The following is a 23,507-nucleotide window of genomic DNA, read 5'->3' on the forward strand; positions in this document are numbered from 1 at the left end:
GCGCAACTTCCTCCAGGCGCCAGTCGTAGATTCTGTAGCAAGGTCCAGCAGGAAGCGGGCGCTGGAGCTGCCCGGCTGACAGACTGGGCCGCGCGTCGTGACGGGCATCGTTCGTTCGATAGAAGCCAGAGCATACAGAGGATCAGCAGCAAGCAGTCTGCCCCTCCTGACTCTAGGGCGCGCATCACGGGGAGGTTCATATGCAGAAGCCAGTGACTGGACAGTATGAATGCCAGCATCGTTCGCTGCCAGTGCCGGGGCTGGATGCCTGGACTGCACGGGTCGATCGCCTGACGCTGTTGCCCAATGGACGCTTTGTGCTGTTCACTCAGGAGCGCTCGCGCCTGGCCCAGGCCGCTCAGAGCCTGCTGACCAGCTCAGGCACCGGCGCAGGGCCTGCTGTGAGCCAGTCACCCGCAGCGACGCGGCACGAGGGTCAGTACGTCTGCCAGGAGCGTCGGCTGCTGCTGCTCTTTGATGATGGGAACCGCCTGGAGGGCCAGTTTGCCTGGAATGGTGAGGGGGTACAGCTCGGACAGGACTTCTTCCAGAAGGTTTCTGACAACACGCTTTTCCCTCCTCCCCAGCGCCTCAAGCAGGAGATGGAGGAGTTGGCCAAGGGACTCAAGGTAGCCGCCACGCTGGGCAGTCTGGCTGTGAAGGCCGCCAAGGCCCTCCAGAGCACTCAAACGAGCAGCCCTGCTCAGCGCCCTCTGTCTTCACCGCCCTCTCCGACAGGCATGGGACCATCCGCTGCCCCTTCTGCCGCTCCACCACCTGCACCTCCAACAGCTCCCGGCTCGTTTCCCTCCCCCGCCGCTGATAGCCAGAGCCAGGCTGCGGCTGATAGTGAAACCTTTTTCTGTGACCAGTGCGGGGCCCGCGTGCGCCCAGGCAAGCGCTATTGCGGACAGTGCGGCTCCCTCCTGCCCTGACCCGGTCCGCGCTGCGCCGCGCTCTTGAAACAGAGAGGGCCTTTCTGGCGTGAATAGACTGGGAGCTTTTTGCTGGAGTTTGTAGATGACTATGACAACGGAAGGTGTCTCTGAAGGGAAGCAGCAGCATCGTACGAACCCAAGAGCCTCCAGCCATGCCAGATTGGAGAAGATCGTGCAGCGTGCTCAGGCGTTTTTTGTCAAGTTCAATAATGACTGGGTCATGAATCTGGCAGCAGCTCTGGCCTTCAACTTGCTGACCGCAATGGCCCCGCTGGCCGTGGCGCTGCTGGCCCTCCCGGGCCTGTTACTGGGCAAGGCCGAGGTCCGCATGTACCTCAGTCAGGTCATTCTCTCAATCTTTCCGCGGATGACGGCTTCGCCCGAGCTGATCGATGCCCTGCTGCGTCAGCTCAATCGCGTCTCCGGCCCCCTGGGCATCGTCTCTGTGCTGATCGCGCTCTTCACCGGCTCACGCCTCTTTGTTCTGCTCGAGGGCTGTTTCGGCATCATTTACCGACGGCGTCCACGTGCTCTGCTACAGCAGAACCTGATGGCCCTGGGCATGCTCTTGCTCTTCGCCGTACTGACTCCGCTGATGGTCCTGGCAGCCAGCCTGCCCGCCCTGGTTATCTCCTTCCTGAAGCAGACCCCGCTCGGTCAGGTACCCGGCAGCGGCTTCGCCTTTAGCCTGGGCGGCTTGCTGGGTGGCCTGGCGATCTCCTGGGTCTTCTTTCTGACGATCTATACCTTTGTGCCCAATCGACGCATCCGCTGGCGCTCAACCTGGCGCGGCGCCTTGCTGGCCGCCGTGCTGACCCAAATCTATCTGTCTCTCTTCTCCCTCTATGCCGCCCATTTTCTGAACGGCCTGGGTGGCCAGATCGGTTTTGCCATTATTCTGGTGACTTTCTTCTACTACTTCGCCGTGATTCTCTTGCTGGGCGCTGAGGTCAACGCTTTCTTTGGCGAGAAGATTCGCTCGGCCCCCGCCGACCTGGTGACGCTGGTGGCCGCCAGCTTCAGTCAAGAGGTCGCCACACCAGCTGAGCCAGCTCCAACCCCTACCCCCTCCAGCAGCCTGATTTCATCAGGGACTAGAGACCCACAAGAACAATCAGGACAATCGTGACGAGGTGCAGCAGCTGGTCGCCCCAGATGGAGGGGATCAGGTGGTAGCGCGCCTTGAGGGCATCAATGATCAGATGGGTGGTGAGGAGTAAAACAATGGCCAGCATGGAGGGATGGACAAAGAGGACGAAGACCGCGGTGTACGTGGCGCAGTGATAGAAGGCAACTTCCCAGCTCTTGCCTTTCTCCTGCGCCATCCAGCTGCTCTGGAAGGCGAAGTCGCCAACAAAATGGCAGGCTAGCCAGGTAAACAGCGTTGACAACAGACTAGTGATAACCATCGGCCATCCCCTCTGAGCTGAGCTAGAGCAACAGTGCTCACCTTTTCGATCTAGCCTAGTGCCAGAGGGGATGACCAGACTATGACCTGGCTCGCATCCCAGGAGTGAACTGGCTTACATTGCCCGTACAGAGGCGCTCTGGCTCCGCCAGGGCGTCTTTGACAGGACGCGCAACAGAAGCAGAGCCAGCACCAGTATCCAAAAGCAGAAAGCCAGGTCCTGCTCCAGCAGCGAGCTATCGACCATCCCCTGGATCAGGGCGGCCACCATCGCACCGCCAATGCCGAGCGTGCCCCAGACTAACCAGGGATCAGCCTCGGCCTGGCGATAGAGGTGCCCCAGAATACGGAAGAGGAGCCAGAAGAAGAGAACCAGGACCGCCAGGAAGGCCAGCAGGCCCACAATGCCAACGCTGACCCAGATTTGCAGGAAAATATTATGCGGATGAGAGAGGTCCGGCTCGTAGCGCAAGCCGGTGGGCTGATGCGTCTGTGGATCGGTGGTGATCCAGTAGTGATAGAGATTGGTGCTGTGGCAGACATTGTTCAGGCTATAATGACAGAGCCAGTTGTCAAGACCGTAGCCCGTGATAGGACTGTCTTTGATCATGTGAAGAGCGCTCTCCCACAGATAGAGACGCTTGGTGAGCGTGCCAATGCCCTGGGCGTTGGCATGTCGCTCCAGGAGGTAGCTGCTGATGTTGCTATGGAAGCAGAGGAGTCCAAGCCCGGCCAGGAGCGTCAGCCCCAGCCCACAGATCAGCAAGAGACGGCGATCGGCAATGGCACAGGCGATAAGAAAGATAACCGCTCCCGCACAGGCCGCCCAGGCACCGCCAGAGCGCGTGAGATAGAGGACAAAGACGAGAGGGAGACAGAGCGCAAGAGTCAAGAGGCGACAACGCCAGGAGGCCAGGAAGCCGCTGGTGGTCACACGCGGCATGAGCATCAGGGCGAGCCCCATCGGCAGGGTATAGTCAAAAAGCAGCCCCACGCTGTTGGCACTCCCATAGACAGTGTTGATGCGCGGGAGATCGCTGAGGCTGGCACCGTGGGCCAGCAGATCAAGATACTGCCCTATGCCGAGGAAGGCAATCAGCAAGCCAGTGGCGAAAAGCGCCAGCAACAGCCTGACCAGGTCCTGGCGTGTGCGTAGACAGCAGAGGGCTAGCAGGAGATAGACTAACGGATCAAAGACCTCTTCGCGGAAAGCCCGGAGCGCTACCGTACGGTTATAGGCGATGACAATGGAAAAGGCCGCGGCCCCCAAAAAGAGCAGGATCGGCCACAGAAAGGGACCCAGGCGGGCCCGCAGTTCGGACCAGGTCAGCCAGTAGGGCCAGCGCCGCCGCCACACCAGCGCCTGGATCACGATGACAGTAGCACAACTCCAGAGGGCAATCTCCGCGGCACTAAAGCTATAATGGCTAAAAACCGTCTTTTGTTGTAAATAGAGAGGGAGACTGAGCGGCAGGAGGGCGATGGCCATCGCTGGACGATACCAGCAGAGGATCATAAAGACGAAGAGGAAAGGCAGCGTCGCCAGCGGGGAGAGATGGAAGAATGGCCCCGATCCCAGATGGGAATTGCCCGCATAATAGTAGAGGGCCATCGAGAGCACCAGGCCAGCCTCCAGAAGACGATCAAGCCAGAAAGGCGATGGAGCGCGGTGAGCGAGAGTGCTGGCAGAGGGAGAGCTTGCCCCAGGCCCCCCCGCTTCAGCCAGCCTTTCTCGCTGGGCTTCGATCTCTGGTGCGTTGGAAGGAAATACTTTTTCGCTCATTTTTAGACAAAACCTTCTCTATATTCCGGGTTCTGCGTGCTCCCCATAGCTATACATCGATAGAAAGGGCCCATTCGTCGCACTGTAACCAACTGAGCTGGTCGGGAGCGCAAGAGGTAAGAGAACAAAGAGGCACCCCTGCTACTCGTCTGCTCGCTTCTGGCAGACAGGAGCAGGGGCAGCGAGTTCAACGCTCCCATTGTAGCATATGCGTGCCGGAAAGCAGCCGTCTACGCTAAGAATAGCCGACTCGGGTGAGCACGGTCCCCGCCGCAGCGTGGAGGAAACGAGCAAAGAGGGCGGCCAGGCTGTCGCCACTCAACGCGAGGCGCTTTGAGTAGCTGTTTCGGCAGGCAGGGTCTGCGACGGTTGCGCAGGGGACTGCGGGACAGGCTTGCGCGTCAGGCGCCAGAAGAGCGCCCCAAAGACGAGCAAGAAGGCAACATAGACGAAGGTCTGCAGCAGCGTTGGTGCATCGCTGTAGCCAAGCACGCCATGCAGCAAGCTGCCCAGTGTGCTCTCTTCGCTCAGCCAGCCGCTGCTATCCCAGAGCACTGCCGTTCCAAACGGCAACCAATGCAGCTCCTCCTGCATGGTTTGGACAGCATTGCCCAATAAGCCAGCAGCGAAAAAGAGCAAGAGCAGCCCCATGACCCGGAAAAAGCGACGATAGTCGAGGCGGTAGCCCAGACGATAGATCAGGAAGCAGAGGGCCACGGCCAGCGCCAGGCCAAGCAGCGCCCCCAGCATCAGTAGTGGAGCCTCGTGCGTCTGAAGAGCGAAGGCCAGGGTAAAGAAAGCTGTTTCCAGCCCCTCACGACCGACCGAGGTGAAGGCCAACAGCCCCAAAGCCAGACCTGAGCTGGCCATACTGGCCTTTGTCATCATCTCACGCTTCAAAGTGCGGCTATGGTGCTGCATCCAGAAGGTCATCGAGGTCAGAAGCACCACCGCCACCAGGTAGGCCACGGTCTCAAAGACCGCCTCAAACCAGGTGCCATCGTAGATGCGAACCGTGACATATAAGGCCAGTGCAGCGAGAAAAGAGCAGAGGACGGCCAGCACCACCCCGATCCAGACCGCGCGTGCCTGGCGCATCAGCTGTAACTGGCGCAGAGCTGCCAGAAGGATGCTTACAATCAGGCTGGCCTCAAGTCCCTCGCGTAGATAGAGAATGGTAGTCGCCAGCATCGAAGAGTACTTTCTCCACGTTTCGCTGACAGCGCAGCGAGCAAGTCAACGCTTTTCCTAATCCCTTCCGCCACGTTTCTAAATCCGAGCATTCTCCTCGGATATGAGTCTATTCAGATGATAGCACTCGCTGCAAGCCACGGTCAAGGGATGAGCCCGCTCGCTGTCCAGGCCAGCCAACCGCACCCGACCTCTTCCCCCTTCCCCCACCCCAGCCCTGAACAGGGCTGGGGACCATCCACCTCATGAGAGACGAACGAGCACTTCTAGCGGGTGACCCAGATCTTGGGCGCGATGGATTTCATGATGGCCACCTCACGCCCATCGACCATCAGGACAGCACTCTCTTCGCTATCGTCAGGATTGAGCTTGCGTCCCTGGGAAACCACGGTCAGGCGCGTGCCCGGCGTCAACCCGCGCTGGTGGAGGTAGAGGATCAGGGCCGATTCATCCTCAACCACCTCTGAAATGAGGAGAATCGTCGCCGTCTCGCCCGGGGCCAGGGTGGAAAGCCGCACGGCCCCACTGTCACTGAGATAGGTCCGCGCGTTGGGCACAAGGCCAGGGATGGGATTGCCATGCGGGCAGGTGGTTGGCTGCTTGAGGTTGAGAATGACTTGCTCCTCAAATTTGCCTGAGATGACGTGCTCCAGACGACAGGCTTCTTCATGGACCTGGTGCCACTCCATGCCCAGAAGATCGACCAGGAAGCGCTCAGCAAGCCGGTGACGCCGCAATACGGACTCGGCGATCCGATAACCCGCTTCGGTGAGACGTACCTGCCGCTTGCTGTCCATCTCTACGTATCCATCACGGACAAGCCGCTTAAGCGTCTCAGTCACCGTTGGAGGAGCCACGCCAAATTTCTGAGCTAACCTTGCTCCAATGACTGTCTCTCCCTCCATGCTCATGTTATAAATCGTTTCCAGGTATTCCTCGACAGTTTGACTCACTGATTCTGCGGTCTTCATGATCCTTCTGTTCCCTTTGCTGCTGGCCAAAGCTCGTGCAAATGGCGATACTACCCCGTATGCAGTATAGCATATCAAGCAGGCGGTGCCAAATCAACGGCTGCTCCCTGCCGGCGGACCAGGCCGGGCCGCCAGCGGGTGCCTCTGGCAACGATAGAGCATCATCGGTCTCTCTATCCATCTCCTTCTACCAGGATAGGGAGACAGGCAAGCCAGCGCTCCTGCCTGTTGCGTGGAGTAGCCTGAAGGTCCTGTCATAACCTCAGCTGCCGAATTTTGGACAGCAGCCTGCTTCGTGTGGTACGATGAGAGCGGGAGCTGCCTCCGTCGCCCTACCCTTCCACGGCGCTAAGGCGCGGCGGACCGGCTCGTCTGCGGTTCTTGTACCTTGTGAGGAGATTCTACCAAAAGGAGCGAATGAGTAGTAGTACAGTATTAACCAATACAATCTATCTCGTACGCCACGGAGAGAACCCAGCCAATCTGACTAAGGAATTTTCCTATCGCCTTGTTGATTATCCCCTGAATGCCAAGGGTCTGCTGCAAGCCAGGCAGACCGCCGATTTTTTTCGAGACCAGCCCATCGATGCCATCTACGCCTCACCGCTGAGGCGCGCGCGCCAGACCGCCGAGATCATTGCCGAGGCCCTGGCCCTGCCTGTGACCCTGCTAGAGGAATTCCGCGAGATTAATGTCGGCGATCTTGAGCGCCACCCCCCAACCATCGAGCAGTGGAAGCTCCACGACCAGATCATTGCCGATTGGTATAGTGGCAACTACCTGAGACGCTTTCCCGAGGGAGAGAACTTTCTGGAGCTCTTGCAGCGTATCCGCCAGGGCCTGCGCAAGGTCATCGCCGGCCAGGGCGGACGCCGCATCATTATCGCCGGGCACGGCGGCATGTTCACGGTACTGGTCAAGTCCCTCTGCTATAATGCGGATCGCGCGCCAATCTATCATGGGGCAATGAACAACTGCGCGATCACGGAAATCGAGCTGCATGCCTTCGAGGAGGTACTCGTCGGCAACCTGCGCCTCTGGGCCAGCACCGCTCACCTCTCCGGCCAGGCCGCCGAGCTGGTCCCCGGACAGCTCCAGTACGCCGAGAAGCCCTTGGCCTCACCGGTTTCCGAAGGGCTGTCTACTGCCCCTTGACAGAGCCTGACCCGGTCATCTATACTCTTACCTGGATACCAAGGCGATAACAACGACATACGATCAGCGACGAGCAGGAAGAGTATACGGCTCCGCTGCGCACCAGAGAGTCGGGAATGGTGGAAACCGATGCGGCAGCAGTCGTAGAATGGGCCTGTGAGCAGGAGTGCGAACCTCTCCAAGGAGAGTAGTAGCTGGCTCCCGGAGCGTCCCCCGTTATCGAGGACAGGGTATCAGAGTGTACCCGGCAACGAGGGACCTTGTCCGCTGTGGCCCGCACAGAATGCCCAGCGACACGGCGGCGGCAACCGCTTGCCCTCTCTAGCTTGCTGGAGAGAGGCCTACAAAGGGCGGGCGCCAGGGTCTGAAGAAGGGTGGTACCACGAAAGCTTCACGCTTCTCGTCCCTGTGACGAGAAGCGTTTTTTATTGGTTCGCTCCGTTCCACTCAGTCAGTCAGTCAGTACGCTCTGAGCCAGACCACGGGCCTCACCCCGGCAGTTGGACCAGTCACGAGGTGTGGCTCTCAGGCCCCGCTGGAGGTCTTTTGTATGACGACGATTGATCACGATCAACAGGTACAGACGAGCAGCAGCAGTGCACCACCGCTGAAGAAGCGCACCTTCTCCGGCATCCAACCAAGCGGCGATATCCACCTGGGCAACTACCTGGGGGCAATTCGCAATTGGGTACGAACCCAGACAGAATATGACAATATTTACTGTATTGTCGATCTGCATGCCATTACGCTGCCCATCGATCCCCAGGAGCTGCACCAGAATATTCGCCAGCTGGCTGCCATCTATCTGGCTTGCGGTCTCGATACGCGCTACTGCAAGCTTTTTGTACAGTCGCATGTGCGCCAGCATGCCGAGGCGAGCTGGATTCTGGGTTGCTTCACGCCGATGGGCTGGCTGAATCGCATGACCCAGTTCAAGGCCAAGGCCGGCGAGAACCAGGAGACGGTCGGGGCAGGTATCTACATGTATCCGGTGCTGATGGCCTGCGATATTCTGCTCTATCAGACGCACCTGGTTCCTGTCGGCGAGGACCAGCGCCAGCATCTGGAGCTGACGCGCGATCTGGCTCAGCGCTTCAATCATCTCTACCAGCAGGAGGTCTTTACGATCCCGGCGCCGCTCATCCGTGAGGTTGGGGCCCGCATCATGTCGCTCACCGATCCGACCCAGAAGATGAGCAAGACAAACCCTAACCCCAACTCGCGGATCAACCTGCTCGATGACCCGAAGACGATTAAGCAGAAGATCGCTCGGGCAACGACGGATTCGCTGCGCCTGATCCGCTTCGATCCCGAACGGCCCGGGATCAATAACCTGCTGACGATGTATCAGGCCCTGACGGAGCGATCGCGCGAGGAGATCGAGGCGGAGTTTGAGGGCAAAGGCTATGGCGAGCTGAAGGCACGCCTGACAGAGGCTGTGGTGGCTACGCTGGAGCCAATTCAGCGCCGCTACGAGGAGTATATGCGTGATCCAGCAGAGCTGGAGGCGATCTTGCAGGCCGGAGCCGACGCGGTACGCCCGATTGCCGAGGCGACCTTGCAGCACATGAAGAATGTGATCGGCCTCGGCTAGCCTCGGCTCAGGTTTCACACTCAGGCCGGCGGCGCCGCCGAGGCGCTCCGGGGAAGAAGGAGAAGAAGAGGCTGCCTATGTTTTCGCCATCTCTGGACGAAGTGCGTTCCTTGCGCCAGAAGCTGGAGGCCGAGGGGGAGATGACCAGCGGCAGGATTCCGCTGGTCCCCCTCTATCGCGATGTGCTGGCCGATACAGAGACGCCGGTTTCGGCTTACTGCAAGACAGCTCGCGGCCCCTATACGTTTCTGCTGGAGAGCGTGGAGGGCGGCGAGCGCATCGCTCGCTATTCGTTTATCGGCATCGATCCGTACCTGGTCTTGATCCAGGGTGAGCAGGAAGCCACGCTGCGCTATCTGAGCTATGAGGATGGAACTCAGCGCTGTCGCTCGCTGGTCCGCTTGCCTTCTTACGATCCACTCCGGCTGATTGAGCAGGAGCTGGGACGCTATCACCTGCTGAGACCGAGGCAAGAGGGCAATGATGCTTTGCCGCGCTTCTATGGCGGCGCCGTGGGATATCTGGCCTATGAGGTGGCTTCTCGCTTCGAGCGGCTCCCTGTGCCCTCCGCCGATGAGCTGGGCCTCCCCCTGGCTATTTTTAGCTTTACGGAGACGGTGCTGGCTTTCGACCATTTGAAGCATCGTCTGCGCGTGATTACGCACCTCCATCTCGACGCATCCGACCTGGAGGCGGAGTATAACCGCTGCCTGCAGACGATCGAGGGCGTGGTCGCTCGCCTGCAGGAGGAGCTGCGCTTGCCCGCCGAACCTGAGCCGATCTATACCGGGACGCCAACGGTGACCTCTAGCTTTACGCGCGAGCAGTATGAGGCGATGGTGCGCCGCGCCAAGGAGTACATCGCAGCGGGCGATATTTTTCAGGTGGTGCCTTCCCAACGCTTGCGCCGCCCGGTCAACGCCGCACCGTTTACGGTCTATCGAGCGCTGCGTACGATCAATCCCTCCCCGTATATGTTCTATCTCGATCTGGAGGACTTTGTGGTGCTCGGCGCTTCCCCTGAGTTGTTGGTGCGCGTCGAGGAGGGCGAGGTGACTATTCATCCGATTGCCGGCACTCGCCCCCGCGGTAGCGATCCTGAGAGCGATCGCCTGCTGGAGGAGGAGCTGCGCCGCGATCCCAAGGAGCGCGCTGAACATGTGATGCTGGTCGACCTGGGCCGCAACGATGTGGGCCGCGTCAGCCTGCCCGGTAGCGTTTCTGTGAGCCAGTTTATGGAGATCGAGCGCTATTCTCATGTGATGCACCTGGTCTCAAATGTGGTCGGGCGGCTGCGCCCCGAGCTGACTCCTTTCGACGCTTTGCGCGCTGGCTTTCCTGCCGGGACGGTGACCGGAGCGCCGAAGATTCGGGCAATGGAGATTATCAGTGAGTTGGAAGGGATGCGCCGCGGGGTCTACGCCGGCGCTGTCGGCTACTTCAGCCACTCGGGGAACCTGGATACGGCGATCGCTCTGCGTACTATGGTTATGAAGAACGGACATGCGTATATCCAGGCAGGCGGCGGCGTGGTGGCGGACTCCGATCCCGCCGCTGAGTACCAGGAAAGCATGAATAAGGCTCGCGCACTGCTGCGCGCTGTAGAGACGGCTGAGGAGATGGCTCGCACGCAACACCCTCGTTATGCTCACACCTGACCTGACCTACCGCCAGCCGGGCCGCCGCTTCCTTTGCCTGCGCTCGCTGACGCTGCCGGTCTCTGTCAGGAAGAGAGGAGAGGCGCAAGCAATGATCTTACTGATCGATAACTACGATAGCTTTACTTACAATCTTTATCAGTATCTCTCTGAGCTGGGGGCCGAGGTGCTGGTCCGGCGCAATGATCAGATGACGCTGGAGGAGATTGCCGCCCTGCAGCCAGAGCGCATTGTGATTTCGCCCGGCCCCTGTACTCCCAATGAGGCCGGTCTCTCGTGCGAGATCATTGCCACATTTGGGCCGCGCCTGCCGATTCTAGGCGTCTGCCTGGGCCATCAGGCCATCGGCCAGGTCTACGGTGGCCGCGTCATCCGCGCGCCAGAGCCGGTGCATGGGAAGACGAGCCTGATCTATCATCGTGGTCAGGGCTGTCTCCGTGATCTTCCCAATCCTTTCGAAGCTAATCGCTACCACAGCCTCATCGTCGAGCGCTCCTCTCTCCCGGCAGAGCTGGAGATTACCGCCGAGACGGCGGATGGCTTGATTATGGGCCTGCGCCACCGTCGCTATCCCGTCGAAGGGGTGCAGTTCCACCCCGAGTCGATTATGACAACGGTCGGCAAGGACCTGTTGCGCAACTTTCTCACTCGTTAAGCTCAGGCGCCCCGCCAGCCTTCGCGGCGCGTTGGCGGTTGGGCGTCTGGGTGAAGCTGCTGAGCCAGGCGCTCAGTCAGGTAGAAGACCAGCATTATGACAGGCTGGCTAGCACAGAAAAGAGGTGCTCCCGATGATTCGCGAAGCCATCGCGCAAGTTGTTGCCGGCGCTACGCTCAGCGAGGAGGAGGCGGCAGCGGTGATGGAGGAGATCATGTCGGGCGTGGCAACCCCCTCCCAGATGGGGGCTTTTCTGACCGCTCTGCGTATGCGTCCCGGAGGTGAGGCGCCCCAGGAGATCGCTGGCCTGGCGCGCGTGATGCGCGAGAAGGCGCTGCACGTCCACCTCCGTGAGGAGGTGGCCATCCGAGCGCTGGATACCTGTGGCACAGGCGGCGATGGAGCCGGTACCTTCAATTTTTCGACTGCGGCAGGCATCCTGGCTGCTGCCGCCGGGGCCCACGTGGCAAAGCACGGCAACCGCTCGGCGACGAGCCGCTGCGGCAGCGCCGATGTGCTGGAGGCCCTGGGTGTGCGCATCGATTTGGGACCAGAGGCAGTGGCGCGCAGCGTTCAGGAAACGGGCTTTGGCTTTATGTTTGCCCAGACCTACCACCCGGCCATGAAGCATGTCGGCCCAACGCGCCGCGAAATCGGTATTCGTACGGTCTTCAATATTCTCGGCCCGCTGACGAATCCGGCTGGCACTCGTTATCAGGTGCTGGGCGTGGCCGATGGCTCCCTGCTGCGCAAGATGGGGGAGGTCTTGCTCCTGCTGGGCTGCCGTCATGCGCTGATTATCCACGGCGAGGATGGCATTGATGAGTGTTCACTGGCGGCGCCTACGCGCGTCTGCGAGGTACGCGAAGGGGAGGAGCTGCGCGAGTATGTGATTACGCCCGAGGAGGCTGGCCTGACGCGCTGCAGCGATCGCCACCTCTTCCAGGGGGGCGATCCTCAGCAGAACGCGGAAATGCTACGCCGCTTGCTCAGTGGCAAGATCGATGGTCCGCTGGCCGACATGCTCTATTTGAACACGGCGGCGGCCCTGCTGGCGAATGAGTGCGTCTCTTCTCTGGCGGAAGGGGTCCGACTGGCACGCAGCACGGTGCGCGAGGGCCGGGCCAGGCGCAAGCTGGAGGAGGTCGTGGCTTGCTCGCAGTCGCTGGCCACCACCAGTGGCCTGTAGACCTGCTCCGCTGCTTTCCAGCGGCAAGCCAGATCAGACTACGGGGAAGGCAGAGACGAGGGAGGAGATGAGCGATGTTTCTTGAGCAGATTCTGGCCCGCACGCGCCTCGATTTGGAGGAGCGCCGGCGCCTGCTTCCTTTGGAGAGCCTGCAAGAGCGGGCAGCGGCCCAGCCCCCGGCGCGCGATTTCGCCACCGCCCTGCAGTCGAGTGCAAGCGAGCATGGGCTGCGGCTGATTGCTGAGATTAAGCGCGCCTCTCCCTCGAAGGGAGCGCTGGCGCCCGACCTTGATCCGGTGGCTCTGGCTCGCACTTACGAGGCTGCCGGGGCGGCAGCGATCTCGGTCCTGACCGAGCCGCATTTCTTTCTGGGCGCTCCCGAGCACCTGATAGCGGTTAAGGAGGCGGTGAGCCTGCCTGTCCTGCGCAAAGATTTCATCGTGGATGAGTACCAGGTCTATGAGGCGCGCGCCTGGGGCGCCGATGCGCTGCTGCTGATCTGCGCGGCCCTGAGCGCTGAGGAACTGGCGCGACTCCTGCAGCTCACGCGCCGACTTGGGATGGAGGCCCTGGTCGAGGTCCATAGCCCGGCGGAGGCAGAGATGGCCGTGGCCGCAGGGGCGCGCGTGATCGGGGTCAACAGCCGCGATCTGGTGACTTTCAGTATGAACCCGTTCTTGATTCGCGAGCTGCGCCGGCTGCTGCCTGCCGATTGCATTGTGGTAGCCGAGAGCGGGATTCATACGGAAGCCGATGCGCGCCGCTTGCGTCGCTACGATGTGCAGGCCATGCTGGTGGGCGAATCGCTGGTGAAGGCCGGCGATGTGCGCGGACAGATCAGCCGGCTGCTGCATGGGGCCAATCACGGTCTCCAGGTGAAGATCTGCGGCCTGCGTCGCCCGGAGGCCCTGCGGGCAGCTCTGGAGAGCGGCGCCGATTTGCTGGGCCTGATGTTCTACCCGCAGAGCAGACGCTATCTGGCACCGTCGCAGGCTCGGAACCTGCTGAGTGAGGCCGGCTATCTGGCTCTGGCCGAGCAGGGCCAGGCAGTGCCTGATCTGGTCGGGGTCTTTGTGAATGAGGAGAGCCAGCGGATCAATGAGCTGGCCGAGGAGTTGGGCCTGCACTTTGTGCAGTTGCATGGGGGGGAGTCGCCGGAGTTCTGCACCAGCCTGCAGCGCCCGGTCATCAAGGCGCTGCCGGTGCACGGTCCCAACTCCCCGGAGGAGGCGCGCCGCTATGCGGCGGTCGCCTGGCGGTTGCTGCTCGATACGCCCACGGCGAGCTATGGGGGCAGCGGTCAGATCCACGACTGGGAGCTGGCGCGGACGATCGCCGCTGAGACCCCGGTCTTGCTGGCCGGCGGCCTGACTCCCGCCAACGTTGTTGAGGCCATTGCTACCGTTCGACCCTGGGGCGTTGATGTGAGCAGCGGCGTTGAGAGCAACGGCGAAAAGGACCCGGATAAGATCCGCTCCTTTATTGAGGCCGTGCGCCAGCACAGCCAGCAGTTATCAGATCTCCAGGCCATCAGGCAGTGAAGAAAAAATCATGCTCTCACTGCAGAGTAATCTCATGTGCTATCAGTTCACCTAGCGAGATAGAAAGAGATGCAGCAACATCTAGAACAGCAGGAGCATAAGACGTCGGCAGCAGAGCCGTATCAGCATGGGGCCTATCCCGACGCTCGCGGGCGCTTCGGCCCCTATGGGGGCAGGTTTGTGCCAGAGAGCTTGATGCCCCTCCTGAGCGAGCTGGAGGCGGCCTATCGCGAGGCACGCCATGACCCAGCCTTTGAGGAGGAGCTGCAGGAGCTGCTGCGCTCGTTTGTGGGCCGCCCGACGCCGCTCTATTATGTGCCGCGCTTCTCGCAGTTGGTGGCCCCAGGCGTGCGCGTCTATCTGAAGCGCGAGGACCTGGCCCATACAGGGGCCCATAAGATCAATAATGCGCTGGGACAGGGCCTTCTGGCGAAACGCATGGGCAAGCGGCGCATCATCGCCGAGACAGGAGCCGGTCAGCATGGCGTGGCCACAGCGACGGTCTGCGCCATGCTGGGACTGGATTGCATTATCTACATGGGCGCCGAGGACATCGAACGCCAGTCGCTCAATGTCTTTCGCATGCGCCTGCTCGGCGCCGAGGTCCGCTCGGTTGAGAGCGGCAGCCGCACCCTCAAGGACGCCATCAATGAGGCGATCCGTGACTGGGTGACCAACGTCGAGACGACCTTTTATGTGATCGGCTCGGTGGTTGGACCCCATCCCTATCCCTTGATGGTGCGCGATTTCCAGTCGATCATCGGACGGGAGGCGCGCGAGCAGATTCTGCAGCTGGAGGGTCGCCTGCCCGACCTGATCGTGGCCTGCGTAGGCGGCGGGAGCAATGCGATGGGGATCTTCTACCCCTTCGCCGATGCGCCCGAGGTGCGTCTGCTCGGCGTTGAGGCGGGCGGCCAGGGCCTGGCTACGGGCCAGCATGCCGCCACCCTGGTGGCAGGCCGTCCGGGTGTACTCCACGGCGCCTTCAGTTATCTGCTCCAGAACGAGGATGGCCAGGTACTGGGAACGCACAGCATTTCCGCCGGCCTCGACTATCCCGGCGTCGGCCCAGAGCACAGCTATATGAAGGATACGGAGCGCGCCAGCTATGTGGCAGCCGATGATGCCCTGGCTCTGCGCGGCCTGCAGGCTCTGAGCCAGAGCGAGGGGATCATTCCCGCCCTGGAGCCAGCCCACGCCCTTGGTCACCTGCTAGAGATGGGCGCACAGGGCGAGCTGGCTCCTGGCAGTCTGGTCATTGTGAACCTCTCGGGACGCGGCGACAAGGATATGGCGACCGTGGCCCGGGAGTTAGCGGTCAAGATCTCATAACATGCTAGTCGAGCAGAACCATGCAACAATCACAGCAATCTGAGACAAGCGAGCGCCATAAGGGTGAGGCGCTGCCAGCTCAGCGCATTGGGCAGGCTTTTGCCCGGGCCAGCCGCGAGGGGCGCTGCGTGCTGATCCCTTACCTGATGTGCGGCTTCCCTTCGGTGGAGCAGAGCCTGGAGGCGATCCTAGCGGCCATCGAAGGCGGAGCCGATCTGATCGAGCTGGGCCTGCCTTTCAGCGATCCCCTGGCGGACGGTGCCACCATCCAGCACGCCAGCCATCAGGCGTTAGAGCAGGGTATCAATATGGCCGCCTGTCTGTCGATCGCGCGTCAGGTGGCGGCTCGGAGCAGCGTCCCTTTGATTCTCATGGGCTACTATAACCCGTTGCTGGCCTATGGCGTGCAGCGCTTCTGCCGCGAGGCTGCTGGCGCGGGCGCCTGTGGACTCATCATTCCCGATCTGCCGCCCGAGGAGGCAGGGCCGCTGCTGAAGGCCGCTCACGAGGAGGGGCTGGCGCTGATTTTCCTCGTGCCGCCGACGACGCCGGACGAGCGCATTGCTACTATTGTGCGCATCGCTGCCCAGGAGCCGCGCGGTTTTATCTACTGCGTCTCCCTCAGCGGGGTGACTGGTGCGCGCGCTAGCCTGCCGCCCCATCTGCAGAGCTTCATCGCCCGTGTCCGTCGGCAGAGTGCCCCTTATGGTCTTCCCTTAGCGGTCGGCTTTGGCGTCTCGCGCCCGGAGCACGTGGCGGAAATCGCAGGTTACGCCGATGGGGCGGTCGTTGGCAGCGCCCTGGTCAATCTGCTGGAGCGCCATGCCGCCGATAGGGCAGCCCAGCGGACGGCGGTCCGGGACTATATTCGCAGCTTGCGTGAACGCACTGCTCGTCTGCCCTGACGCCTAAAGGCGTTCGCCGCGCCTGGCGGAGCGCTTCACAGTGCTTGCGGCTACCCTTTACAATAGAAGGCGTGCCTGCTCGCCCCTCAGCGCTGAGCGCGAGAGCAGCAGCAGGTCGCCGCCATTCTTGCCATGAAAGGGTGATGGGCGTGTACTGTCGAGGCATCCGGGGCGCAACGACGGTCGAACGCAATGATCGTCAGGAGATTCTGGCCGCCACCGCCGAGCTGCTCCAGTTGATGGTGGAGTTGAATCAGATCCGGAGTGAGGATGTCGCCAGCGTTATTTTCAGCGTGACCGATGATCTGGATGCCGTCTATCCGGCTCAGGCCGCACGGGAACTCGGCTGGACCGAGGTCGCTTTGCTGTGCGTGCGGGAGATTCCAGTGCCGGGCAGCCTGCGCAAGTGCATTCGCATCCTGCTGCACGTCAATACTGAGCGTAGTCCCGCAGAGCTGCGCCATGTCTATCTGCGCGGCGCTGTGCAGCTGCGCCCAGAGTTCAGCGTCGAGCGCTCCTGAGCAGGCATCATTCGCAGGCGGCTCCAGCCAGGTCAGCCTGGGCAGGGGTGCTGGTCTGTTCATCCTTTCCATCTCTGCCTTGCTCTCTTTCCTCACTGGCTTCGATCATGACGACGATGGCGTCGCGATGGAGGAAGGGAAGCGCTGTGTGGCCAGGGCAGTTCCTCTTGCCGGTCGGCTGCTGAGAGCAGCAACCGGCGATCAGCCGATCCAGCCAACCAACTTACGAGCTAGCCAGCCGGTGGATCAGGCCAGGCTTTAATAACAGAGAGCAAACACACTGAGTTGACTACTGACTGAGCGGGAAGAAGCGCGGCCCGGTCAGGGACCCGCAGATGGGAACGCGCTTCTATCCAGATCTCGAAGCCTGCATATGTCTGCCGAAGAATGAAGGAGCCACGAGTCATGATCGTTGTAATGAAGCCTAACTGTAGTGAAGCTGCTATTGAGCACGTCCTGCGCTTTCTGGAGCAGGAGGGGTTCACTGGCCATCTCTCGCGCGGTGTGGAGCGCACAGTGATCGGTGTGATTGGCTCGGTCAACGTGCAGAATCCTCCCGGCAAGGGGATGATTACACCGGCCCTGGGCGAGGCTCTGGAGGCTTTTCCCGAGGTAGAGGGGGTCTTCCGGGTCTCGAAACCGTACAAACTGGCGAGTCGCGAATTTCATCCCGATGATACGGTTGTTGAGGTGCCGGTCGCCTGCGTGGCGGGCGGCACGGTCTCCATCGGCGGCCCCTCCGTGGTGATGATGGCCGGCCCCTGTACGGTAGAGAACGAGAAGCAGCTGATGACAACCGCCGAGGCTGTGCGCAAGGCGGGCGCAGTAATCTTGCGCGGCGGGGCCTTTAAGCCTTCAACCTCCCCCTACGGCTTCCGCGGCCTGGGTGAGGAGGGCCTCAAGCTCCTGGCCAAAGCCTCGCGCGAGTTTGGCATGGCCGTGGTGACCGAGGTTATGACGCCAACCGATGTGCCGCTGGTCTGCGAATATGCCGATATTCTGCAGATCGGTACGCGCAACATGCAGAACTATATGCTTCTCGATGAGGTCGGACGCACGAAGAAACCAGTGCTCCTGAAGCGGGGCATGGCGGCGACCATTGAGGAGTGGCTCCTGGCAGCTGAATATATTCTTTCTCAGGGCAATCGCGAGGTCATCCTCTGCGAGCGCGGTATTCGTACCTTTGAGAAGAGCACACGCAATACAATCGATCTGAGCGCAATCCCCCTGGTGAAACAGCTCTCGCATTTGCCGATGGTAGTCGACCCGAGCCAGGGGACAGGCCGGCGCGACCTGGTGGCGCCAATGACGCTGGCCGCTGTAGCTGCCGGCTGCGATGGCCTCTTGATCGAGGTTCATCCCAGTCCCGAGGTCGCGCTTAAGGACGGCGCTCAGTCGCTGACAACCGAGCAGTTCGCGGAGCTGATGCCGCGCGCAGAGGCGGTGGCCCAGGCCATCGGGCGTTCGTTCGTGACAGCTTAAGTAAGGTCCCTTCTCAGGTCCCTGGCTGACCAGGAGGAAGGAAGCACGGCCCGCGCCCTGAGCAGAGCCAGAGGCGACGAGGATCGGCTACCAGGATCAGAGGAGAGGGGGCTTTCTCCCGTTCTCAGGAGAGGCGCGGGGCGCGCTCGCGCTTTCAGCGGTTGCTGGAGCGTGCCCCACGCCTTTTTCGTTGGGCCTGAGACGATGGGCCTTATCGCCTCTCAGCTAAAGTTTGGTTCACCCATGCTGGAAATGCAGGAGCTGATCGGCTGGTCCTGGGGGTTGTCAAGGAATTGCTCCATGATCAGATTGGCACACGAGCCAGTTAGAAAGACACCGTGGCCAGTCCCCGGGAAGACAAAGAGGTAGCTGTGGCTGAGAGTCTTCTGAGCCATCAGAGCGTTGCTCGTCGGCGTGATTGGGTCGTACTCGCCGGAGAGAATCAGCGTCGGCAGACTGCTTGTGACGGGCTGCTTCTGCTCAGGCGGCACCGCCGGAACGTTCCAGAGCTGGCAGACCTGATAGTCGGCCCGCAGGCCATCCTGCATGCCAGGCTGCAGCTCGGGATGGAGCACGGCTACGGCTTTGTCCAGCTCTTGAGGAGAGGTGTAGCGCATGTCTTCGCCACACTCAACCGAGTAGTACATGCCATAGCTGACGTCATTGGCCAGGAGCAGCTCACCATAGGTTTCGGAGATCAGCGTATACTGACCATGATCAACCTCGCTAATGGCCCGCGGCAGGTCGGGGATAAAGCTGGTCACGTAGAGCGAGGTAAAGACCCACTGGGCGAAGCTATCGCCCGTCAGCAGCACAGGACCATACTGGAGATCATTGAAGGTCACCGGATGAGCGTTGAGACGATCGACCAGACGATAAAAGGTGGTGGCCAGATTGGGATAGCTCTCGTTGCAGAGGGCGTCTTTCTGGCAGCCGTTGAAGAGCGTGTCAAAGGCGTGCTGCATCGAGGCTGGCAAGGAGGTGAAGAGGTTGCTCTGCGTAGGAACGGTCGAATCGAGAATCACGCTACGCAGGTCCTGCGGGAAGAGCCGCATGACGGTGAGAGCCAGGCGCGTGCCGTAGGAGACGCCGTAGAGGTTCACCTGCCGATAGCCGAGGGCATGGATCAGATCGTGAACGTCCTGGGCGTCAGCGATAGTGGTGTAGGCACTCAGGTGGATGCCTTCGGCGGTGAGCCGATCGCGGCAGGAGCGCATGGCCTGTAGATATCCCGTATCATTGGCCTGGCGGCTGAGATTCTCATCCTTGGTGCTCCGGTTGAAGCTGTCCACTTCGCCACAGTAGAGCGAGGGCGAGGAGTAGCCCGTGCCACGCTGGTCAAAGAGAATGAAGGTGTGCCCCAGTGTCACGGCTTGCAAGTTCGCCTGACTGATGTAGGGGCCGAGTTCGCTCAGGGTGGCCCCTCCAGGCCCACCAGAGAGATATAGGAACGGGGCGGTATCAGTCTGGGTAGTGCTGGCTTTGAAGACGGCCACCGCCAGATGAATGGTGTTGCCCTGCGGCTGACTACGGTCTTCAGGGACAGTCAAGACTCCACACGTCACGTCCCTCCCCTGGACAATACCCATGCCAGGCTGAAAAGGGCAGGGACCCTGACGGAAACTGCCCGTGGTCACGGCACTTGCTTTGGCCGTTGGCTGCGGCTTCGTCACGCTGCTGCTCCCACGGACCACAAGCACAAGGGTTGCTAGCCCGCCGGCGAAGAGAACGAGGGCAATCAGCAGGACGAGAATAATAAAGCGCCAGGGACCTGGTGGACGCGACGGCACCATCGGCGGAACAGACGGCGCTTGATCCGTGATGAGCGGTGGCCCCTGTAGCCCAGGACTCATAGAGGGCGGTATGGGCCTCGCCCCACGCTCAGGCACCAGAGGCCCGTACGGCCCGCTGGCTACTCCAGGCCCAGCCGGCGGCGCTACGGGAGCAGCTGGCCCTTCACGAAAGAGCGGATAGATGATGTCGTTGCGCTCCTGGTAACGGAGACCGGGTGGCGAGTACTCGTAATAAGGAGCATCACTATAAGGTAGCTGGGCCTCGTCTCTCTCATGCGGCTCTTTCTCAAACGGTGAGGTCTGCTCTGTCATCAACACACCTTTCTAGCGCAGCCCGGCAAGGCTACCAGGCTCGTGGCTGAGTGAGTGAGCAGCAGGGACAAGCACGGCTCTGCTCTCTAAATGCCTCTCTCGCTTGCTCACGGGAAGTTGCTTTCGCTCCCCCCTCCCCCTCCCCACCCATCGACCTGACTTGCTCGCCAGGCAGCCTGCTCCTGCTGCAATTGGAGCAGTTCACGCTCAAGTTCAAAGATCTTTTGCTGAAGTAGCTGCTTTTGTTGCTGTGGTTGCATTAAGCGCAGATCTTCAATGGCCTTGTACCCCCAGCGCAGGAGACCCCGAGGCACAAAGGCGGCGCTCATATAGTATTGCGTGCGCACATTGGCGAGGTAGGCATTGAGCTGCCTCAGATCCAGCTTCAGCGCCCGCAACTGGAGGCGTAGCTGCTGAATGCGCTCACGATAGGGATCTTGCCGGCGGCCTCCCCGGCGCGGCTGCAGCCTGCGGCCTTTCTCCAACGGCCTGGCCAGCTCAGGACCTGGGGTCAACAGCTCCGCGACGTTGGCCCCTTCCAATGGCGCACCACACCAGGTGCAGAAACGAGTCCCAGCCGCCACGGCTGTACCGCAGCGAGAGCAGAACATGCTATCGTCTCCTCTATTTGTTTCAGTGTTTCATCGGCTCCAGGCCGGCATTGGCGGATTTCTGGTCTTCGATCAAGGTCATTATAGCAGATGCTGCCGCGAGGGGGAACAGCAAGCCGCCAAGGAGTCGCGGAGGAGATCACGCTGCTCGTGTCGCTCTCTTCTAATGAGTCCTTCTTTGCAAGATTATTGGATTGGCTTACCCTTTACCCGCTTTTCTCGGGCTGATTGACAGTTTTCGTGCCTCATACTATACTCCTTTAACAGATCTTTTCTGCAAAACACATGGCCGTCGTCTAGAGTCACAAGCTGGAACTTTCCAGGGACAGGGGCAACTATCGGCGCCTTTACCTCAAGTTGTGCCCTCCCAAGGAGGCACGACAGTCGCTTCTCCTTCCTCTTTTCGAGGTGCTCGCTTCACTCCGAGCACGGAGAGTCTCTGGTCTAGGCTTTGGTCGACCGCTGTCGCATTCTTGGTGAGAAAAAGGTAGCTATCAGCAATGCCGGCGACTGCGCTAACTCAACGCTTGCAGCACGAGCAGCTTTTACTCTATGAATATCAACTTGGCGAGCTTATCGCGGTCATTCACAATAGAAAAATGAAAGTATTATATTATGTACTTTTATATTATACAATTTTATGGCTTGTAATTTTATTTTTGATAATTCCACTAACTTATATTGTCTATCTAGTGCTGACTCACCTGTATCCAGATCCCAGCCAGGTGCCGGCAGCGTGGCATGGGATCTATCAGCTCATCACCTCTTTTTGGAGGGATGGGTGGACAAGCACTATCAATGTGCTACTGACACTCATCAATATATGTCATGTACTTTGGTTATACCAAGGGTCACAGCGGACCAGGCTGCTGGTGGGCACTCAGGGGCTGCTGCTGATCAAAGGCAAACGGAAGCAGGCCCTGCGTTGGAGCGAGGTCCAGGAGCTTCATACCCACAACGGGCTGGTAACCTCGCTGGTGAGCCAGACGGGGACGAAACTGAGCTGGAGCCCCTGGGTTCTCAGCTCTCCCAAGTCCAGCAATGCGCTGCTGATTGAACAGGTGAGCAATGCGCTGCTGCCGCAGCTGCGAGAGCGCTTCGCTGCTGGTCAGCGCCTGTTCTTTGGTGATATCGAGGTGGATCAGGCCGGGCTGCATAGCCAGGGTCATGAAAGTGTTCCCTGGACCAGGCTGGTCGATGCGCGTCTGGAAGGTGATCAGCTCTTCCTCTACTACGACGGCAATTGGCGCCTCTATCCGTCGGATAGGAGGCGAGCCCTGGCCGGCCAGGCGCCTCAAGAGCAGCGCGAAGCCACCGCCGAGCGCCTCACCTGGGAGAAGCTCATAACCCCCTTCGATCGTCCCAATCTGCCCCTGTTGGTGCGCCTGATTCAGGAGGTGCTGGGCCAGCAAGAAGCGAGCCAAGGGTCCGCCATCCCTCGCGAGCCGGAACCGGAACCGGCGCCACAGTCCGGCCCGGACAGCGTGCTTGTGATGGCGCTGGTCTCCGCGGAGCAGACAGCATCTCGCCAGCCGCAGCAGGCGGCTGCCGCTCGCGCCTGGCAACAGCGGAACCGCCGCTATATCATCCTGCTTGTGGTCATCCTCTTTGTCCTGCCCGTCGCCCTGACAGGTGCGCTAGTCGGCGGCCTGGTTCTTTTTCAGCAGCATCAAGAGGCCGTCCTGCGCGCCCAGATCAGCGTCCTGGCCCACCGCCCCTACTCTACCCGCGTTCCCGGGCAACACTGCGCCAGTGGCCCGGGCCGCTGGCTCGACGATCCTCCACCTTCGATCTTCCGCTGCCTGGCCGAGGGCTTAGAGATCATTCAGCCCAATACCTCTTACGAGGCTGGGACCTTCTTTTCTTTTGACCCAGAGGACCAGGACTACCGCGGTCTGACCGGCGATGTCTTCCCTGCTCACTATCAGATGCAGGTCAACGTGACCTTTGTGGAAGACCCTGCTGATGCCTGCGCCTCACTCTGGGTTCATGTCCAGAAGGATGGAGGACATCAGGAATTCGATGTCTGCGCCGACGGCTCCTGGCTCGCAGGACATTGCGACACCTCTTGCGAACATTTCACCTTGCTCGCCCGAGGAGCGCTGTCAGCCCCCGCCCCCTTCGCGACTATCTCCATAGAGGTATGGCCTGACGAGCAGCGGCTTTTCGTCGATAGCGCTTCCGTCACAACCATCTTCGATAGCATGTATCGGCGCACTGACTCGCTGGCCCTGCTGGTCTACAATGGGACACCAGACTCAACCCAGGAGGTCAGTGCAGTCTTTTCAGATTTCAGCAATATTCCTCTACCTTCTCCCTCTTCCGCAAGCTAGACTAAGCTCCAAAGGAACAGTCTTCCCTGGGTCCAGCTAGAGGCTAGACCCTCTCCGGCATTGAAAGCAAGGACGCTGGTCCTGGCAGTCAGGCTTTCACTGCTTCCCGCCGAGGGCAAAGCGCTTGTATGAAGG

General features: G+C 60.6%; 19 protein-coding genes. 13 read left to right on the forward strand and 6 right to left on the reverse strand.

From position 1 onward, the window contains the following. Positions 1 to 200 precede the first annotated feature (200 nt). Together N688_RS13785 and N688_RS13790 are read left to right on the forward strand one after the other, a co-directional pair. On the forward strand, positions 201 to 935 hold the full coding sequence (locus tag N688_RS13785; RefSeq protein WP_052889820.1) for a zinc ribbon domain-containing protein: 735 nt from the start codon (positions 201 to 203) through the stop codon (positions 933 to 935). Between the two features lie 85 nt (positions 936 to 1,020). After that, positions 1,021 to 2,067, forward strand: a complete 1,047-nt coding sequence (locus N688_RS13790) for a YihY/virulence factor BrkB family protein (protein WP_081838841.1) — start codon at positions 1,021 to 1,023, stop codon at positions 2,065 to 2,067. Here N688_RS13790 and N688_RS13795 read toward each other — a convergent pair. The 4 genes from N688_RS13795 to N688_RS13810 form a co-directional block, all read right to left on the reverse strand. Then, positions 2,033 to 2,347 (reverse strand): DUF3307 domain-containing protein, encoded by a 315-nt coding sequence (locus N688_RS13795; RefSeq protein ID WP_052889822.1) that lies wholly within the window; start codon positions 2,345 to 2,347, stop codon positions 2,033 to 2,035. The genes N688_RS13790 and N688_RS13795 overlap by 35 nt on opposite strands. Before the next feature lie 114 nt (positions 2,348 to 2,461). Continuing rightward, on the reverse strand, positions 2,462 to 4,129 hold the full coding sequence (locus tag N688_RS13800; RefSeq protein ID WP_052889823.1) for an O-antigen ligase family protein: 1,668 nt from the start codon (positions 4,127 to 4,129) through the stop codon (positions 2,462 to 2,464). A 318-nt stretch (positions 4,130 to 4,447) separates the two neighbouring features. Next, positions 4,448 to 5,320, reverse strand: coding sequence for an FTR1 family iron permease (locus tag N688_RS13805; RefSeq protein ID WP_052889824.1), 873 nt, complete (start codon positions 5,318 to 5,320; stop codon positions 4,448 to 4,450). Positions 5,321 to 5,586: 266 nt separating this feature from the next. After that, positions 5,587 to 6,291: a metal-dependent transcriptional regulator gene (locus N688_RS13810; RefSeq protein ID WP_052889825.1), complete on the reverse strand. Its 705-nt coding sequence runs from the start codon at positions 6,289 to 6,291 to the stop codon at positions 5,587 to 5,589. A 417-nt stretch (positions 6,292 to 6,708) separates the two neighbouring features. Between N688_RS13810 and N688_RS13815 the strand changes: the two genes are divergently transcribed. The 10 genes from N688_RS13815 (at position 6,709) to aroF (ending at position 18,323) form a co-directional block, all read left to right on the forward strand. Continuing rightward, on the forward strand, positions 6,709 to 7,446 hold the full coding sequence (locus tag N688_RS13815; protein WP_052889826.1) for a histidine phosphatase family protein: 738 nt from the start codon (positions 6,709 to 6,711) through the stop codon (positions 7,444 to 7,446). A 550-nt stretch (positions 7,447 to 7,996) separates the two neighbouring features. Further along, positions 7,997 to 9,040 (forward strand): tryptophan--tRNA ligase, encoded by a 1,044-nt coding sequence (gene trpS, locus N688_RS13820; protein ID WP_052889827.1) that lies wholly within the window; start codon positions 7,997 to 7,999, stop codon positions 9,038 to 9,040. Between the two features lie 77 nt (positions 9,041 to 9,117). Next, on the forward strand, positions 9,118 to 10,698 hold the full coding sequence (gene trpE / locus N688_RS13825) for an anthranilate synthase component I (RefSeq protein WP_052889828.1): 1,581 nt from the start codon (positions 9,118 to 9,120) through the stop codon (positions 10,696 to 10,698). A 91-nt stretch (positions 10,699 to 10,789) separates the two neighbouring features. Continuing rightward, positions 10,790 to 11,353, forward strand: a complete 564-nt coding sequence (locus N688_RS13830) for an anthranilate synthase component II (protein ID WP_052891501.1) — start codon at positions 10,790 to 10,792, stop codon at positions 11,351 to 11,353. A gap of 133 nt (positions 11,354 to 11,486) precedes the next feature. Continuing rightward, positions 11,487 to 12,542, forward strand: a complete 1,056-nt coding sequence (gene trpD, locus N688_RS13835) for an anthranilate phosphoribosyltransferase (RefSeq protein ID WP_052889829.1) — start codon at positions 11,487 to 11,489, stop codon at positions 12,540 to 12,542. 74 nt (positions 12,543 to 12,616) lie between these two features. After that, positions 12,617 to 14,083, forward strand: coding sequence for an indole-3-glycerol phosphate synthase TrpC (gene trpC / locus N688_RS13840; protein ID WP_052889830.1), 1,467 nt, complete (start codon positions 12,617 to 12,619; stop codon positions 14,081 to 14,083). Positions 14,084 to 14,152: 69 nt separating this feature from the next. Then, the gene (gene trpB / locus N688_RS13845; RefSeq protein WP_052889831.1) at positions 14,153 to 15,415 is read left to right on the forward strand and encodes a tryptophan synthase subunit beta; all 1,263 of its coding nucleotides are present in this window, start codon (positions 14,153 to 14,155) and stop codon (positions 15,413 to 15,415) included. A gap of 20 nt (positions 15,416 to 15,435) precedes the next feature. Continuing rightward, positions 15,436 to 16,320 (forward strand): tryptophan synthase subunit alpha, encoded by an 885-nt coding sequence (gene trpA, locus N688_RS13850; protein ID WP_081838842.1) that lies wholly within the window; start codon positions 15,436 to 15,438, stop codon positions 16,318 to 16,320. 143 nt (positions 16,321 to 16,463) lie between these two features. Continuing rightward, on the forward strand, positions 16,464 to 16,841 hold the full coding sequence (aroH, locus tag N688_RS13855) for a chorismate mutase (RefSeq protein ID WP_052889832.1): 378 nt from the start codon (positions 16,464 to 16,466) through the stop codon (positions 16,839 to 16,841). A 405-nt stretch (positions 16,842 to 17,246) separates the two neighbouring features. After that, the gene (aroF, locus tag N688_RS13865) at positions 17,247 to 18,323 is read left to right on the forward strand and encodes a 3-deoxy-7-phosphoheptulonate synthase (RefSeq protein WP_052889834.1); all 1,077 of its coding nucleotides are present in this window, start codon (positions 17,247 to 17,249) and stop codon (positions 18,321 to 18,323) included. A gap of 221 nt (positions 18,324 to 18,544) precedes the next feature. Here aroF and N688_RS13870 read toward each other — a convergent pair whose 3' ends face one another. Both N688_RS13870 and N688_RS13875 read right to left on the reverse strand, forming a co-directional pair. Further along, a complete protein-coding gene (locus N688_RS13870; RefSeq protein WP_052889835.1) occupies positions 18,545 to 20,428 on the reverse strand; it encodes an alpha/beta hydrolase in 1,884 nt (627 codons plus the stop codon). A gap of 107 nt (positions 20,429 to 20,535) precedes the next feature. Then, a complete protein-coding gene (locus tag N688_RS13875) occupies positions 20,536 to 21,039 on the reverse strand; it encodes a zinc ribbon domain-containing protein (RefSeq protein ID WP_052889836.1) in 504 nt (167 codons plus the stop codon). Between the two features lie 500 nt (positions 21,040 to 21,539). Between N688_RS13875 and N688_RS13880 the strand changes: the two genes are divergently transcribed. Further along, entirely contained in the window at positions 21,540 to 23,372 is a 1,833-nt protein-coding gene (locus tag N688_RS13880) for a DUF6585 family protein (RefSeq protein ID WP_052889837.1), read from the forward strand. The last annotated feature ends 135 nt before the right edge of the window (positions 23,373 to 23,507 follow it).

It is taken from the genome of Thermogemmatispora carboxidivorans (assembly GCF_000702505.1).
Taxonomy (GTDB): domain Bacteria; phylum Chloroflexota; class Ktedonobacteria; order Ktedonobacterales; family Ktedonobacteraceae; genus Thermogemmatispora; species Thermogemmatispora carboxidivorans.